This is a genomic window from Roseomonas sp. AR75 (assembly GCF_005222815.1).
Taxonomy (GTDB): domain Bacteria; phylum Pseudomonadota; class Alphaproteobacteria; order Acetobacterales; family Acetobacteraceae; genus Falsiroseomonas.
On the sequence record NZ_STGB01000004.1, the window covers coordinates 158,167 to 170,398 of the forward strand.

Annotated in this window: 17 protein-coding genes and 2 tRNA genes; 12 read left to right on the forward strand and 7 right to left on the reverse strand. The window is 70.3% G+C overall.

The features are described from left to right. The 3 genes from E4T13_RS14715 (at position 1) to E4T13_RS14725 (ending at position 2,088) form a co-directional block, all read left to right on the forward strand. Positions 1–816, forward strand: coding sequence for a serine protease (locus E4T13_RS14715; protein WP_137179064.1), 816 nt, complete (start codon positions 1–3; stop codon positions 814–816). Positions 817–931: 115 nt separating this feature from the next. After that, positions 932–1,654, forward strand: a complete 723-nt coding sequence (locus E4T13_RS14720) for a DUF433 domain-containing protein (protein WP_137179065.1) — start codon at positions 932–934, stop codon at positions 1,652–1,654. Then, the gene (locus tag E4T13_RS14725) at positions 1,630–2,088 is read left to right on the forward strand and encodes a hypothetical protein (RefSeq protein WP_137179066.1); all 459 of its coding nucleotides are present in this window, start codon (positions 1,630–1,632) and stop codon (positions 2,086–2,088) included. Before E4T13_RS14720 ends, E4T13_RS14725 begins: the two co-directional genes overlap by 25 nt. 306 nt (positions 2,089–2,394) lie before the next feature. Here E4T13_RS14725 and E4T13_RS14730 read toward each other — a convergent pair. Further along, a tRNA-Ala gene (locus E4T13_RS14730) sits at positions 2,395–2,470 on the reverse strand. A 144-nt stretch (positions 2,471–2,614) separates the two neighbouring features. On the opposite strand from E4T13_RS14730, the gene E4T13_RS14735 reads away from it, so the two are divergent. Then, positions 2,615–3,352: a CoA transferase subunit A gene (locus E4T13_RS14735; RefSeq protein ID WP_137179067.1), complete on the forward strand. Its 738-nt coding sequence runs from the start codon at positions 2,615–2,617 to the stop codon at positions 3,350–3,352. 153 nt (positions 3,353–3,505) lie between these two features. Further along, positions 3,506–4,156, forward strand: a complete 651-nt coding sequence (locus E4T13_RS14740) for a CoA transferase subunit B (RefSeq protein ID WP_137179068.1) — start codon at positions 3,506–3,508, stop codon at positions 4,154–4,156. A 31-nt stretch (positions 4,157–4,187) separates the two neighbouring features. On the opposite strand, the gene E4T13_RS14745 is transcribed toward E4T13_RS14740, so the two are convergent. The 4 genes from E4T13_RS14745 to E4T13_RS14760 form a co-directional block, all read right to left on the reverse strand. Next, the gene (locus E4T13_RS14745) at positions 4,188–4,991 is read right to left on the reverse strand and encodes an undecaprenyl-diphosphate phosphatase (protein WP_137179069.1); all 804 of its coding nucleotides are present in this window, start codon (positions 4,989–4,991) and stop codon (positions 4,188–4,190) included. 126 nt (positions 4,992–5,117) lie between these two features. Then, positions 5,118–6,203, reverse strand: coding sequence for a TRAP transporter substrate-binding protein (locus E4T13_RS14750; protein ID WP_137179070.1), 1,086 nt, complete (start codon positions 6,201–6,203; stop codon positions 5,118–5,120). A 106-nt stretch (positions 6,204–6,309) separates the two neighbouring features. Further along, a complete protein-coding gene (locus tag E4T13_RS14755; protein WP_137179071.1) occupies positions 6,310–6,729 on the reverse strand; it encodes a DUF4149 domain-containing protein in 420 nt (139 codons plus the stop codon). Positions 6,730–6,792: 63 nt separating this feature from the next. Next, the gene (locus E4T13_RS14760) at positions 6,793–7,128 is read right to left on the reverse strand and encodes a hypothetical protein (protein ID WP_137179072.1); all 336 of its coding nucleotides are present in this window, start codon (positions 7,126–7,128) and stop codon (positions 6,793–6,795) included. Between the two features lie 186 nt (positions 7,129–7,314). Between E4T13_RS14760 and E4T13_RS14765 the strand changes: the two genes are divergently transcribed. After that, entirely contained in the window at positions 7,315–7,734 is a 420-nt protein-coding gene (locus E4T13_RS14765; RefSeq protein ID WP_256370455.1) for a response regulator, read from the forward strand. On the opposite strand, the gene E4T13_RS30990 is transcribed toward E4T13_RS14765, so the two are convergent. Both E4T13_RS30990 and E4T13_RS14770 read right to left on the reverse strand, forming a co-directional pair. Then, complete coding sequence (locus E4T13_RS30990) at positions 7,731–8,078, reverse strand: DUF6538 domain-containing protein (RefSeq protein ID WP_368773292.1); 348 nt, start codon at positions 8,076–8,078, stop codon at positions 7,731–7,733. The two genes, E4T13_RS14765 and E4T13_RS30990, sit on opposite strands and share 4 nt — an antisense overlap. A 64-nt stretch (positions 8,079–8,142) precedes the next feature. Continuing rightward, positions 8,143–8,218, reverse strand: a tRNA-Ala gene (locus E4T13_RS14770). A 207-nt stretch (positions 8,219–8,425) separates the two neighbouring features. Between E4T13_RS14770 and E4T13_RS14775 the strand changes: the two genes are divergently transcribed. The 6 genes from E4T13_RS14775 to E4T13_RS14800 all read left to right on the forward strand — a co-directional run bounded on the left by E4T13_RS14775 (position 8,426) and on the right by E4T13_RS14800 (position 11,993). Then, complete coding sequence (locus E4T13_RS14775; RefSeq protein WP_137179074.1) at positions 8,426–8,737, forward strand: YggT family protein; 312 nt, start codon at positions 8,426–8,428, stop codon at positions 8,735–8,737. Positions 8,738–8,751: 14 nt separating this feature from the next. Beyond that, positions 8,752–9,033 (forward strand): DUF167 domain-containing protein, encoded by a 282-nt coding sequence (locus E4T13_RS14780; RefSeq protein WP_240791146.1) that lies wholly within the window; start codon positions 8,752–8,754, stop codon positions 9,031–9,033. Then, on the forward strand, positions 9,030–9,875 hold the full coding sequence (gene folD, locus E4T13_RS14785; RefSeq protein WP_137179075.1) for a bifunctional methylenetetrahydrofolate dehydrogenase/methenyltetrahydrofolate cyclohydrolase FolD: 846 nt from the start codon (positions 9,030–9,032) through the stop codon (positions 9,873–9,875). Before E4T13_RS14780 ends, folD begins: the two co-directional genes overlap by 4 nt. A gap of 10 nt (positions 9,876–9,885) precedes the next feature. Beyond that, positions 9,886–10,761, forward strand: coding sequence for a DMT family transporter (locus E4T13_RS14790; protein WP_137179076.1), 876 nt, complete (start codon positions 9,886–9,888; stop codon positions 10,759–10,761). A 73-nt stretch (positions 10,762–10,834) separates the two neighbouring features. Further along, positions 10,835–11,449: an FMN-binding negative transcriptional regulator gene (locus tag E4T13_RS14795; RefSeq protein ID WP_137179077.1), complete on the forward strand. Its 615-nt coding sequence runs from the start codon at positions 10,835–10,837 to the stop codon at positions 11,447–11,449. Next, positions 11,442–11,993 (forward strand): NUDIX hydrolase, encoded by a 552-nt coding sequence (locus E4T13_RS14800; protein ID WP_240791147.1) that lies wholly within the window; start codon positions 11,442–11,444, stop codon positions 11,991–11,993. The genes E4T13_RS14795 and E4T13_RS14800 overlap by 8 nt, the downstream gene beginning before the upstream one ends. Positions 11,994–12,232: the final 239 nt, after the last annotated feature.

A 12,232-nucleotide genomic window follows, 5' to 3' on the forward strand; every position in this document is an offset into this window, starting at 1 on the left:
ATGCGCCCGCTGCGCCGCGCCGCGGGCTGCCTCGCTGCGCTGGCGCTGCTGGCCGGCTGCGCGGAGGAAATGCAGCTCACCGCCGCGTCGCTGCCCGGGCTCGGCGCGACCGAGGTGCGGCAGACGGTGGCGATGACGGAATCGCCCTGGCGCTCGCTCGGCGCCGTCGCCACGGCGGTCGGCGGTCGCTGCACCGGTGCGCTGATCGGCCCGCGCATCGTGCTGACCGCGGCGCATTGCCTGCTCAATCCCCGCAACGCACGCATGGTGCGGCCGGACCAGGTGCAGTTCATCCAGGACCATGCGCCGGATGGCCGCCCGCGCCGCGCGGCGGTGCAGTCCTATGTCACCGGCCCCGGCTTCCGCGCGCTGCCCGGTCCGCGGCCGGAACCCGGCGTGCCGCCGGATTCCGACTGGGCCATGCTGCTGCTGGCCGAAAACGTGCCGCCCGCGCCGGCGGAGCTGCAATTGCCTGTCGTGCCACTGTTTGCCCGGCCGGGCACGCCGCTGGCGCTGGGCGGCTACCAGGCGGACCGCCCGACGGTGCTGGTGGCGGACCTGTCCTGCAGCGTGCTCGGCTACGGCCGTGACCAGGGCGGCCATGTGATGCTGCGCCATTCCTGCTCCGCCACCAGCGGATCGAGCGGCGGCCCGGTGCTGGTGCGGCTGTCGAGCGGGCAATGGGTGGTAGCCGGCGTCGGCTCCATGGCGCTGACCAACGAGGCCGGCGGCTGGGCGGTGCCGGCCGCGACGATCTACCGCGCCGCGCAGCAGGCGCGCGGCGAGGGCGGCACGGCGACGAAGGCGGTGCCGTAGGCGCCGTTCAAGGCGCGCGCGGCGGCACAGAGCGAGCATTCTGGCCGATGACACGGGGCATCCGCCGCCCGAGCAATTGCTTGTGCGGTCCAGTGCTGCCGCCTAGATTCGCGTTGTGTCCGTCGCAGCGAAGACCAGGGAGCCGCTCTATCCCGTTGCCTACGCGGCGACGCTGGCGGGTCTTGATCCGAAGACGGCGCATCGCTGGCTGCGGGGATATGACTTCGTGCACAAAGGGCAGCAGCGCCGTTCCGAGCCGGTGGTGCCCCCGCCTCACGGGCTCCCGGCGAACGACCTTCTGAGCTTCGAGGAGTTGCTGACACTCAGGATGGTGCGCGGCTTCCGTCAGCACGGACTTGGATTGCCCACCATCAAGCGCGCCGCGAAGGCAGCAGCAACCCGTTATGGGATGGCCAACCCGTTCGTCAGCAAGGCGTTCCGCACCGATGGCCGTCAGGTCTTCGTCGAACTCGAGCAGCAAGGCGCCATTCGAGGCGATGAGAAGGTGCTGGTGCATGCCCTGACCGGGCAGCAGCAGTTCGTTCGCGTGGTTGAGCCGTCGCTATTCAAGGACGTGGTGTTCGTTGGAGATGTGCCCGGCGAGTGGTTCCCAATCGGCCAGGACCATGCCGTGGTGGTCCGGCCAGACCGCGCTCTTGGAGCGCCCCATATCACCGGCACAGGTGTGCGAACGGACGTGTTGGCGGACACGGTGCAGGCAGAAGGCGGCGACGAGGCGGCCGAGCTGGCCGCTGCCAGCTGGTATGGCCTGACGCGCGAACAGGTGCGCGATGCCATAGTGGCTGAGACTGAATGGCGATCCCGCAAAGCGGCCTGATTTTCGTCTTGGACGAAAACAACGCGGGGGTCTTGCCGGCGCTCCGGGCATGCCGCGCCATCGGCCATGAGCGCGTCACCGATCTGCCAGCGCAAGGCATCGCACCAGGCACCCTTGATGCTGACCTTCTCAGGCGACTTGGGGCGCGGGGACTGTTTGCCTTGGTGGCAAGAGATGGGCGAATGCTTGAACCGCTGATGCAGCGGCAAGCTTGGCGGGAGTCGGGCGTTACCGTCTTCCTGCTCGGCAAGAAGTGGGGAACCCTGAAGCTGGCGGAGCTATCGCGCCGGTTGCTGTTCCTCTGGCCAACGCTGGTGGAATATGCCGAGCAGGGTGGACAGGGCGTCGCGTGGCGCGTCTCGCCAACGATACCTGGACCGGCGACGAATGCCTTTCGCCTCGTTACGTCGAGGGGTGATGAGGGGCTGGTGTAGGCGTTGCCTCGCGGCGCCGCTGGCCTCCCATGCAGCCAACCCCTGCAACCAAGGCAACGGCGGTCAGCCAGCCTTTGCCACAAGCCGGCACCGACGCGCATAGCCCCGCGGACTAGCCCTCGCGCGACGAGGCCGCCCGGGCGGCGCGGGTTGCGATCTCATGCTCCGTCGCGATGGTGGCGGTTCAGTTGCTCAGCTGCGACGGGATTGCGGCCCCCGGATAATCCCGCCTACTGCCTGGTTGCATCGCGGATGCAGCAAAATCAAAACCGCCGGTCCCGATGCCTCGGAACCGGCGGTTCAAACTGGTGGAGCCAAGGGGAGTCGAACCCCTGACCTCTTGAATGCCATTCAAGCGCTCTCCCAACTGAGCTATGGCCCCGCAGTGCTTGGGAGGCCGGCCGTATAGCCGCCGGCCCCTACAGGCGCAAGGGTGCCCCGAGCCCCTTCCAACCCCGCGCGCGGCCCAATAGGGTGCGGTGCAGCGAATACGCCCAGCGAACCCAACGGGGGACACAAGGCCACCATGCGCAAGGTCCACAAGGACGCCAGCGACGCCCTCGCCGGGCTGCTCAGGGACGGCATGACCATCATGTCCGGCGGCTTCGGCCTGTGCGGCGTCCCCAGCCTGCTGATCGACGCCATCCGCGACAGCGGCGTGAAGGACCTGACCGTCATCTCCAACAATGCCGGGATCGACGGCGTCGGCCTCGGCATCCTGCTGGAGACGCGGCAGATCCGGAAGATGATCAGCAGCTATGTCGGCGAGAACGCGACCTTCGCCAAGCAATACCTGGCCGGCGAGCTGGAGATCGAGTTCAACCCGCAGGGCACGCTGGCCGAGCGCATCCGCTCCGGCGGCGCCGGCATTCCCGCCTTCTACACCAAGACCGGCGTCGGCACGCAGATCGCGGAGGGCAAGCCCACCGCGGAGTTCGACGGCGAGACCTATGTGATGGAGCGCACGCTCTTCGCCGACCTCGCCATCATCCACGCCTGGATGGGCGACCACGAAGGCAATCTGCGCTACCGGAAGACGGCGCGGAACTTCAACCCGATGATGGCGACCGCCGCCCGCATGACGGTGGCGCAGGTGGAGCACCTGGTGCGGCCCGGCGAGATCGACGCGGACGACATCCATACGCCCGGTGTCTTCGTGAAGCGCCTGGTGCTCTGTCCGGCCGACTACGAGAAGCGCATCGAAAGCCGCACTGTCCGCAAGCACCCCGCGGCGGCTGCCGGCCCCTCCCACCTGCCGCGCTGATGATGCCCTCAAACGCCGGGCGCGGCCTCCGGCCGCTTGGCTTCGCGCAGGCCGCTGTTGCACCGCTGCCTGCGTCCTGTCTGTGCGCGGGCCGCATTCGCGGCCTCGGCGCGCTGCTGCGCGCCGCCATGTCTTTCTCTCGGAGGTAGCTCCATGCCCTGGACCCGCGACGAGATGGCGGCGCGCGCCGCCCGCGAATTGCAGGATGGCTTCTACGTCAACCTCGGCATCGGCATCCCGACGCTGGTGGCGAACCACGTGCCGCCCGGGATGACGGTGCAACTGCAATCCGAGAACGGCATGCTCGGCCTCGGCCCCTTCCCCTACGAGGGCGAGGAGGACCCGGATCTCATCAACGCCGGCAAGCAGACCATCACCCAGCTTCCGACCAGCAGCTTCTTCGACAGCGCGCAGAGCTTCGGGATGATCCGCGGCGGGCATATCGACCTGTCCATCCTGGGCGCACTGCAGGTGGCGCAGAACGGCGACCTCGCGAACTGGATGATCCCCGGCAAGATGGTGAAGGGGATGGGCGGCGCGATGGACCTCGTCGCCGGCGTGAAGAAGGTGATCGTGCTGATGGAGCATTGCGCCCGCGGCGACGAGCCGAAGCTGCTCAAGGCCTGCAACCTGCCGCTGACCGGCAGCCGCGTGGTCGACATGGTCATCACCGACCTCGGCGTGTTCCGCATCGACAAGAAGGGCGATGCCGGCATGACGCTGGTGGAATGCGCCCGCGGCGTGACCGAGGCGGAGATCCGCGCCAAGACCGAGGCCGACTACAAGGTGGCGGTGGCCGCCTGAACGTGCAGGGGCGGGGCGCTGCCCCGCCTGCTCACCGCGCCAGCAGCACCGCCAGCATCACAACGCCCAGCACGATCCGGTAATAGCCGAAGGGCGTGAAGCCGATGCGCGCGATGACGCTCATCAGCCAGCGCACCACAAGCAGCGCCACCACGAAGGACACCGCGAAGCCCACCCCGATCTGGCCGAGGCCCGACAGGTCCAGCTCGTTGCGCGCCTTGAACAGCGAATAGGCCGTGGCCGCCAGCATCGTCGGGATCGCCAGCACGAAGGAGAACTCGGCCGCCGTGCGCCGGTCCACGCCGACCAGCAGCGCGGTGATGATGGTGGCGCCGGAACGCGAGGTGCCGGGGATCATCGCCAGCGCCTGGCCGAAGCCGATCAGCAGCGCGGCCAGCGGCCCGATTTCCGGCACCGCGCGGATCGTCGGGTTCGGGCGCCAGCGCTCGATCGCGATGATGGCGATGCCGCCCAGGATGAGCGCGGCGCAGACCACATAGGGGTCGAACAGCAGCCGCGTGATGGTGCCGTGAAGCGTCGCGCCGATCACCGCCGCCGGCAGGAAGGCGAGCAGCAAGTTGGTCACGTAGAAGCGCTGCGGCCCTGGCCGCCAGAAGTTCAGCAGCAGGTCCACCAGGGTGCGCCAGAACAGCACCACGACGGCAAGGATGGCGCCGAGCTGGATCGAGATCTCGAACACCTTGCCGGGCGGTCCCTCGAAGCCGATCAGCTCGCCGAGCAGGATAAGGTGGCCGGTCGAGGAGATCGGCAGGAACTCGGTCAGTCCCTCCACCACGCCCATGATGAAGGCGGAAAGGATCGCGCTGGCGTCCATCGTGGGGAAGGGCTCCGGAACTGCGAGGTGTAAGCCACGGATGCCGCCGCGGGCCAAGTCCGCGGAACATGAAGAAACGCAAAGCCCCGCCGCGCGCGAGCGCGGCGGGGCCTTGCCCGGGCTGCCTCAGCGCACCGTCTGGGCGGCGCTGAAGGCGAAGTTGTCGAAGCTGTTCTCCGCGATGCGGAACCACTGGAACTGCTCGGTGCGGAAGCGGTTGTAGCTTTCCAGCATCTTCGCGAAGCGCGCGTTCTGCCCGGCGATCTCCGCGTTCTGCTCCTCATTCGCCTTCCAGGCCGCTTCCATGATCGGGCGCGGCCAGAAGCGGAGCTGGGCGCCGGCCGCGACCAGCCGGCGCAGTGCTGGCGGGTTGGCGGCGTCGTAGCGGGCGACCATGTCTGAATCGGCTTCCGCGCAGGCGACTTCCAGCGCGTGCTTGTAGAGGTCCGGCAGCGCCGCCCAGGCGCGCTGGTTGGACATGAAGTGCAGCCGCGCGCCCGGCTCCCAGAAGCCCGGCGCGTAGTAGAAGCGGGCGACGCGCACGAAATTGCCGCGCTCGTCGTCATGCGGGCCGACGAACTCCACCGCGTCGATCACGCCGCGCTCCAGCGAGGGATAGATGTCCGCCGGCGGGATCAGCGTGGCCTGCACGCCGAGCCGCGTGAACATCCTGCCCGCCAGCCCGGCGATGCGGAACTTCAGGCCGCGCAGCTGCTCGAGGGAGGTGACCTCGTTGCGGAACCAGCCGCCCATCTGCGCGCCGGTGTCTCCGGCGGGGATGCCGGCGATGCCGTACTCGGCCAGCAGCTCGCTGGCGAGTTGGTTGCCGCCGCCCTGGCGGAACCAGGCGGTGAGCTGGCGGGTGTTCAGGCCGAAGGGCATCGCGGTGAGGAATGCGAAGCCCGGCTCCTTACCGATGTAGTAGTAGGCCGCGGTGTGGGCGCTCTCGATCGAGCCCTGCTGCAGCGCGTCGATGATCTGGGCCGGGCCCACCACCTCGCCTGCCGGGAAGACCTGGATGCGGAACTTGCCCTCGGTGAGCTGGCCGACGCGGGCGGCGATGCGATCCGCCGTGCCGAACAGGATGTCAAAGACGCGCGGGAAGGCGGACTGGCAGCGCCAGCGCACCTCGGGCAGCGACTGGGCGAGGGCGGGCGTCGCGAGCGCCACGGGCGCGGTCGCGGCGGCGCCCATCAGGGCACGGCGGTTCATGGCGATTTTCCTCCCCGAACGGGTGTCGCGGGCCCCTGCCCGCGGGTGCCCGAGGCTTAATGCATCTGCAGGGCACCGGAAATAGCCCTCGTTGCGCCCCCGGGTGCTACAGCACGAAGCCCGCCAGCACCGAGGCGGCGGCCCCCATCTGCAGCAGGTTGGCCCAGACCGAGAGGCGGTGGGCGCGGTCGAAGCCGCGCTGCGCCGCGGCGTCTCCGGCCCGGGCGGCGTCCGACAACGCGTTTATGCGTGGCATCAGCACCATCCGCAGCCACAGCGCGAGGCCCGCGGTGACCGCCATCACCCCCGCATCCGGCTTGGAGAGCGGGAACAGTGCCACCGCCGCCGCCGCGGCGCAGCCGAAGATCCACACGTAGTAGCCGGGGAAGACCGCGCGGACGAGGTTGCCGGCCGGCTCGGCCGGGAGCGTCCGGAACACCGCCGGCGCCACCAGCACGGCGAAGAACAGCATGCCGCCCAGCAGCAGGGCGACGGCAAACAGGGCGATCACGGCAAGGACGATCACGGGACGCTCCGATGGGCTCGCCCCAGCTTCGCGCGTCCCTGCTGGCTTGCAAACACGCGGTGGTCAACGCTGGGCGCGGACCGTCGCCGGGGCCTCCGTGGCGCCCAGGCCGCGATCCGGCGGGTTCGGCGGGTCGGGATAGCCCAGCAGCATCACCGCCACCGCCGTCTGCACCCCGCCCAGCGTCAGGCCAAGGAAGAACCACAGCAGCAGCATCGGGCCGGGATGGCCCGGGGCGCCGCGCAATATCGTGCCGACGCCGCCGGGATCGGCCCAGACCAGCGCCGCGGTCAACAGCGTCGCCAGCCCGAAGCCCACCGCCGCGTGGACCATGAAGAAGCGCACCGCCACCGGCATGCGCCGCCATGCGGTGCGGAGGCGCCGCTGCGACGATTGCATGGTCTCGTCCCCCTGGCCTTTCGCCCTGAAGGCTAGACGTCCGATCCTCACCTGGCTTTGACACGCGTCAAGCTTGATCTGGTGCGACCTTGACGCGACAGGGTGCGATCTTCCGCCTGGCTCGTGCCGGAGAACGGAACCCTGCGGCGCCAGACGCGATCTCTAGCCGTGGTTGAGCGAAAGAGGGTGCAGCGCGTTCCGATGGCCAGGACCGTACTGATCGTGGAAGACGAGATCCTCGTGGCGGCAAGCCTCGAGGCGACCGTCGAGGACCTTGGCTACGAGCCGGTCGGCATTGCACCGGACGCCGCGACGGCGCTCGAACTGGCGGCGCAGCGGCCTGACATCGCGCTGGTGGACCTCAATCTGCGGGACGGCGAGACGGGCGCGTCCGTGGGTGCGCGCCTGGCCGCGGAATACGGCGTGGCGGTGCTGTTCATCACGGCCAATCCGCGGCGGCTCGGCGGCGGCGTCCCCGGCACGCTGGGCGTGCTCGGCAAGCCCAGCGACGAGGAGACGGTGGCCGCGGCGCTGCACTACGTCGCCGGCTGCAAGGCAGGGCTGGCGCCGCCCCCTCCGCCGGCGATCCGGCCCTTCGCGCCCTAGGTGCTTGGTTCCGGCATTTGACGGTGCGGGTCTTGCGTGGAGTCGTCGGGGTCATCAGCGGACGCCGCCCGTGCGCGTTCGATCTCGGCTTCCAGCCCGTCGTTGGCCCGCCGGCACAGTGCGTCTTCGCTGAGATCAGGCTGACGTCGCGCCATCGCCCAAAGCCGAGAGAGTTTTGTCGCCAGCCGCGCCGCGATCACGCGGGCCGCACGCGGGTCGGCCGTGCCGACAGCCCGGACCATCTCGTCGCGCCCGAAGCACCGTCTCAGATCGGCGGGGATGCGGAAGCGGAGGCAAAAGCGACGATCGCGAGAGATGAGGTAGGAAGCCGACAACCGGCCCATGTGGTGCACCGTGTGTTACGGCGACCGCCATGGCTTACCCTGAGTCCTTGATTTCGAAGGTTGGTGGTGGAGCTGAGGGGAATCGAACCCCTGACCTCGTCATTGCGAACGACGCGCTCTCCCAACTGAGCTACAGCCCCGTCTAGCCCCTTGGGAAAATTACGCGGGGCAGGTGAGGGCGCGGGTTATCGTCGGGTCGCCGGGGCAAGTCAAGGCGCCCGGCCGCGCCTTGTTCCGGCGCGGTCCGGCCACTAGGTTCCGGACAACACGCTGAACCTCGCCGCACCGCCCGGATCGCCCGGCGACCGGCGCGCAACCGCCGCGAAAGGCCGCCAGGAACCCGCCCGATGCTGCTCGATGCCGTGTTCTTCCTCGTGCAGGCGGGGCTCGACCTGTACTGGTGGGCGGTGCTGCTCGCCGCCATCGTCCAGACGCTGATGGCCTTCAACGTGCTGGACGGGCGGAACCGGATCGTCTGGACCATCGCCGACTTCCTCTACCGCGTGACGGAGCCCGCCCTGCGGCCGATCCGCGAACGCCTGCCCAACCTGGGTGGCGTGGACCTCTCGCCGCTGGTCCTGCTGCTGGTGATTACGGCCGTGTCGATCGGCGTCGCCGCCATCCGTGGCTACATGCTGCGCGCCGGGATCTATTTCTGAGCGTCTTCCGCGCGTTGCCGGATGGGCTGGAGCTGCGCGTGAAGGCGCAGCCGAAATCGCGCCGCCCCGGCCTCGGCGGCTTGTCGGCGGATGGCGCCGCGCTGCGCGTGGCGGTGACGGAAGCGCCCGAGGACGGTCGCGCCAACCGCGCCATCTGCATCGCGGTCGCGGCAGCACTCCATGTCCCGCCCTCCGCCATCACCTTGACCCAGGGTGCGACCGGGCGTCTCAAGACGCTGCGCATCGCCGGCGATCCCGACCGGCTGACGGAAACGCTGAACCGGCTGCTCGCATGACCGCTCGCCTGATCGACGGCAAGGCCGTCGCCGCCGACCTCCGCCGCGCCATCGCCGCGCGCGTGGCCACGCTGGGCTATCGGCCCGGCCTGCGCGTGGTGCGCGTGGGCGAGGACCCGGCCTCCGGCGTCTATGTCCGCAACAAGGACAAGGCGGCGCAGGAGGTCGGCTTCGACAGCGCGACGCTCCACCTGCCGGAGGCGACGACCGAGGCCGAGCTGCTGGCCGTGGTCGGGCGGCTGAACGATGACCCGGCGGTGGACGGCATCCTGGTGCAGCTGCCCCTGCCCAGACACATCAGGGCGGAGGCGGTGATCTCCGCCGTCGCGCCGCAAAAAGACGTGGACGGCTTCCATCCGCTGAATGCGGGCCGGCTGGCCTCGGGCGAGCCCGGGCTGGTGCCCTGCACCCCGAAGGGCGTGATGCATCTGCTGCGGGCGGCGGGCTGCTCGCTGCCCGGCGCCCGGGCGCTGGTGGTGGGGCGCAGCACCATCGTCGGGCGGCCGATGGCGCAGCTGCTGCTGGCGGCGGACTGCACCGTGACCATCGCCCATTCGCGCACGCGCGACCTGGCGGCGGAATGCCGGCGGGCGGAGATCCTGGTCGCCGCGGTGGGCCGGCCGGAGATGGTGCGCGGCGACTGGGTGGCCGAGGGCGCCACCGTCATCGATGTCGGCATCAACCGTTTGCCGACGGGAAAGCTGGTTGGCGATGTCGAGTTCGAGGCCGCGTCCCGTCGCGCCGAAGCCATCACGCCCGTGCCGGGCGGCGTCGGCCCCATGACCATCGCCTGCCTGCTCGAGAACACCTTGGACGCCGCTGTCGCGCGTCGCGGCGCGTAAAGCGCCGGCCATGGGCCAGGGCGGGCTGCTGATCGGCGGCGCCTTCGTCGCCATCTGGGCCTCGGCCTTCACCGTGGCGGGCGTGGTGGTGCGGGAATGGCCGCCGCTGTGGTCGCTGGCGATCCGCTTCGGGCTGACCGCGCCGATCCTGCTGGCCGTCGCGCTCGCCTTTCGCGCGCGGCTGCCGGGGCGAGAGGACCTGCTGCGCGTCGCGCTGCTCGGCCTGTTCGGCATGGGCGGCTACCTGGCGCTGGCCTGGCTGGCGATGGCGCGCATCCCGACGGGGCTGGTCGCGCTGATCTGCGCGGCGACGCCGATGCTGGTGGCGGCGGGCGAGAGCATCTTCCTGCGGCGGCCGCTGCCGCGGATGGCCTGGGTGGGGCTGGCGATCGGCTGGTCGGGCGTCGCGCTGCTCGGCTTCCTGCGTGCGGTGGACGGGCTCGCGGCGGCGGAGGCCTCGGGCTTCGTCTTCGCGGTGGGCGCCGCCACGGCGCAGGCGATCGGGCTGTTGATCTACGCGCCGGCCAAGGGGCGCGTGGACATGTGGGTGGCGAGCCTCGGGCAGACCACCGTCTCAGCGGTGCTGTGCCTCGTGCTCGCGCTGCTGCTGGAAGGCGCGGCCCCGCGCAGCGTCCACTGGTTCACGCTTGGTGGGTTGTTCTGGTCCATGATCGTCGTCGGAATCGGCGGCTATGCGCTGTATTTCGTAATGCTGAAGCGCGTGCCGGCCTCCACAGCCTCCGCGCTGCAATTGCTGGCGCCGCCACTGGCCGCGGTGTTCGGCTGGGCGCTGCTGGGCGAGCGGCTCTACATCAGCGACATCGTGGGTGGGGTGCTCACGCTGTCGGGCTTGGCGCTGCTGGTGCGGGCGCGGGCGCGGGGGTGACGGATTGGTGCGGCCAGGCGGGCTGGAATTGGCTCTCGCGCCGGACCAATCGGCGGCGCAGGGAGTGACGGCCATGTACACACCGCCCGCCTTCCGCGTGGACGACCCGGACTGGATGTTCGGCTTCGTCGAAGCCCATGATTTCGGCCTGCTGGTGACCGCCGCGCCGATGATGGTCTCGCACCTGCCCTTCCATCTGCTGCGGCCGGAGGGCGAGGGGCGCGCGGTGCTGCTCTGCCATCTGGCGCGCGCCAATCCGCAATGGCGCGCCTTTGTCGGCGAGGGGGCGGAGGCGCTGGCGGTGTTCCGCGGGCCGCACGCCTATGTCTCCTCGGCCTGGTACGGCGCGCAGCCGGCGGTGCCGACCTGGAACTACGACGCCGTGCAGGCGCGCGGCCACGTCACGCTGATCGAGGATTCCGACGCGATCGGCGTGCAGATGCGCGCGCTCGCCGCCCGCTACGAGCCCGATCCCGGCTTCGACATGGATGCGCAGCCAGCACGCTACATGGAGGGCATGTTCAAGGCGCTGGTCGGCGTGCGGATCGAGGTGACGGAGTGGACGGCGAAGCGCAAGCAGAGCCAGAACCGGCCCATGGCCGACCGCATCGCCGTCGCGGCGCAACTCGAGGCGCGCGGCGAGCACGCGGCCGCCGCCGCCCTGAAGGATGCGAACGGCCTTGGCTGACGGCGACCCCGACATCGTCGCGACCGGATCGCGCATCGTCTACGAGAACCGCTGGATGCGCGTGCGGGAGGACGCGATCCGCCGGCGCGACGGCTCCACCGGCATCTACGGCGTGATCGAGAAGGACGATTTCGTCGTGGTGGTGCCGGTGCACGAGGACGGCTCGATCACCCTGGTGCAGCAGTTCCGCTACCCCGTCGGCGCCCGCTTCTGGGAGTTCTGCCAGGGCATGTGGGGCGGCCCCGATGCCGACCCCGCGCTGGCCGCCGCGCATGAGCTGGCGGAAGAGACCGGGCTGGCGGCGGAGACGCTGACGGAGGCCGGGTTCCTCTACGAAGGCTATGGCACGATGCGGCAGGGCTTCCGGGTGTTCCTGGCCACCGGGCTGACGCAGGGCGAAGCGCGACCGGAGATCGAGGAGCAGGACATGATCAGCCGCCGCGTCCCGCGCGCCGAGCTGGAGCGGATGCTGCGCGCGGGCGAGATCCAGGATTCCGTGACGGTCGCGGCCTGGGGCCTGCTGCTGATAAAGGGGCTGGTGTAGCGCGCTGGCGCGCCATCAGGCCGACCTGCCGGGCGGCATCCGCTCGGCAGGTCGGCGCGCACCGGCGTCAGCCGCGCGCCCGCGGCACCGGGGCAGGGGCGGGAGCCGGCGCGGGGGTGGGAGCGACCTGGACGGGCGCCGGGGGCGGCGGCGCAGGCTGGGCGCAGGCTGCCATCAGCAGCACGGGGGCCATGACGACCAGGACCTTGGACAACGCGCGCATTTTGTTTCTCCGATCA

Excerpts from the sequence above, each read along its gene's own strand:
- E4T13_RS14750 (WP_137179070.1), bottom strand. The coding sequence starts at position 6,203 with ATGAACCGCCGTGCCCTGATGGGCGCCGCCGCGACCGCGCCCGTGGCG.
- E4T13_RS14745 (WP_137179069.1), bottom strand. The coding sequence starts at position 4,991 with ATGGACGCCAGCGCGATCCTTTCCGCCTTCATCATGGGCGTGGTGGAG.
- E4T13_RS14725 (WP_137179066.1), top strand. The coding sequence starts at position 1,630 with ATGGCGATCCCGCAAAGCGGCCTGATTTTCGTCTTGGACGAAAACAAC.
- E4T13_RS14775 (WP_137179074.1), top strand. The coding sequence starts at position 8,426 with ATGCTGCTCGATGCCGTGTTCTTCCTCGTGCAGGCGGGGCTCGACCTG.
- E4T13_RS30990 (WP_368773292.1), bottom strand. The coding sequence starts at position 8,078 with ATGGGCCGGTTGTCGGCTTCCTACCTCATCTCTCGCGATCGTCGCTTT.
- E4T13_RS14760 (WP_137179072.1), bottom strand. The coding sequence starts at position 7,128 with ATGCAATCGTCGCAGCGGCGCCTCCGCACCGCATGGCGGCGCATGCCG.
- E4T13_RS14790 (WP_137179076.1), top strand. The coding sequence starts at position 9,886 with ATGGGCCAGGGCGGGCTGCTGATCGGCGGCGCCTTCGTCGCCATCTGG.
- E4T13_RS14795 (WP_137179077.1), top strand. The coding sequence starts at position 10,835 with ATGTACACACCGCCCGCCTTCCGCGTGGACGACCCGGACTGGATGTTC.
- folD (WP_137179075.1), top strand. The coding sequence starts at position 9,030 with ATGACCGCTCGCCTGATCGACGGCAAGGCCGTCGCCGCCGACCTCCGC.
- E4T13_RS14735 (WP_137179067.1), top strand. The coding sequence starts at position 2,615 with ATGCGCAAGGTCCACAAGGACGCCAGCGACGCCCTCGCCGGGCTGCTC.
- E4T13_RS14715 (WP_137179064.1), top strand. The coding sequence starts at position 1 with ATGCGCCCGCTGCGCCGCGCCGCGGGCTGCCTCGCTGCGCTGGCGCTG.
- E4T13_RS14740 (WP_137179068.1), top strand. The coding sequence starts at position 3,506 with ATGCCCTGGACCCGCGACGAGATGGCGGCGCGCGCCGCCCGCGAATTG.